General features: G+C 54.6%; 1 protein-coding gene and 1 pseudogene. Both read right to left on the reverse strand.

What is annotated here, in order from left to right:
- Positions 1-254: 254 nt before the first annotated feature.
- Positions 255-905, reverse strand: coding sequence for a C40 family peptidase (locus tag BVER_RS28995; RefSeq protein WP_050456163.1), 651 nt, complete (start codon positions 903-905; stop codon positions 255-257).
- 147 nt (positions 906-1,052) lie between these two features.
- A pseudogene (locus BVER_RS34940) lies at positions 1,053-1,253 on the reverse strand (microcin ABC transporter ATP-binding protein); the annotation flags it as partial.
- Between the last annotated feature and the right edge of the window lie 128 nt (positions 1,254-1,381).

Below are 1,381 nucleotides of genomic sequence, written 5' to 3' on the forward strand. Positions count from 1 at the left end.
CCAAGTCTAAGGTTCTGTGCCGGGGCCGCTCAAGAAGGTGCTTAGGATCGGCAAGCGGCTTTCTTTGGTTACTTTCTTTGCCGCCGCAAAGAAAGTGACCCCTCCGCCGGGGAGGCGGCTACTGAATAAAGCATAACGAAAACGGCCCCATCGCAAAGGCAACGAAGCAACAACCGCCCAAGAAAGAAAAAAGCCCACTTTCGGACAGAAAGCAGGCCTTCACATTCACCAAACACCAAAGCGCAAGCGAACAATCACTGTCCGATAGTCGCACTCACCCGCTGGCGCAAATCGCTGGCATCCATCGGCTGCGCGTTCTCGATCCGACGTGCACCGGTGAACCGCTTCTCCCAGTACCCATCATCGAGATCGTCGACGCGAATCGTGCTGCCGGTCGACGGCGAATGCACGAACTTGTTGTCGCCGATATAAATCCCGACGTGCGAGAACGACCGGCGCATCGTGTTGAAGAACACGAGATCGCCCGGCTTCAGATCCGACACACGGACCTTCTCGCCGACGCGGCTCATCTCTTCGGCGCGGCGCGGCAAGGTCATGCCGAGCGTGTCCTGAAACACGTAGCGCACGAAGCCGCTGCAATCGAGGCCGGAATCCGGCGTATTGCCGCCCCAGCGATAACGCACGCCGATCATGTTGAGCGCGCCGACGACGACGTCGCCTGCTTTGCTCGCCACGCCGGAGAGGAACGACTTCGCGCTGCCCGGATTGCCCGAGGCGTCTGCGGTGGTGTCGCTGGATTTGGCGGAAGGGGCGCCGTTGGTGGCGTTTTGGCTAATACTGGAAACTTCGTCGGCGAACGCGCCGGAAGTTGCTGTCATTACTAGGCCGAGCAACATGCCGGCGGCGGCGCGCGAACATGTCTTAGTCAACTTGATTGGCTGCATCGGTCGGAAGTTTTTACAATTAAAGACTGATAAATCAGGGAGATACGTGAAAGTTTGATCGCATACTAGCCACAAATTATTTAACTGTCAAAAGAAATAGGAAAATACAATCGAGATGGGCACTCAATTGACGAAAAAGAAAGATTTTTAGGATTCTAGTGCTGTCCTTAGAAGCTTACGTGTGTATTCATCTGAGGAGTTCGAAAAAATCTTCTCCACGTCGCCGGACTCGACAACAATTCCATTTTTCATCACCGCGACGCGATACGCCATGGCGCCGATGACCTGTAAATCGTGGCTAATAAACACGTATCCAAGATTGTGTTTCTTTTGTATATCGGTCAGTAGGGATTGCGGTAGGGATGTCCATTACTGAACACCCCCCGCACAGATCCCGGCGTGCCCAATTTAGGCACCGGGCTCCTACCTTGAGTGCTTGACGACAAAGCGCCGATCAGGCCATGGATGAAGAATGC

The organism is Candidatus Burkholderia verschuerenii, from assembly GCF_001189365.1.
Classification (GTDB): Bacteria; Pseudomonadota; Gammaproteobacteria; order Burkholderiales; family Burkholderiaceae; genus Caballeronia; species Caballeronia verschuerenii.

Bases quoted from the DNA above. Each gene is read 5' to 3' on its own strand.
- BVER_RS28995 (WP_050456163.1), bottom strand. From the start codon at position 905: ATGCAGCCAATCAAGTTGACTAAGACATGTTCGCGCGCCGCCGCCGGC.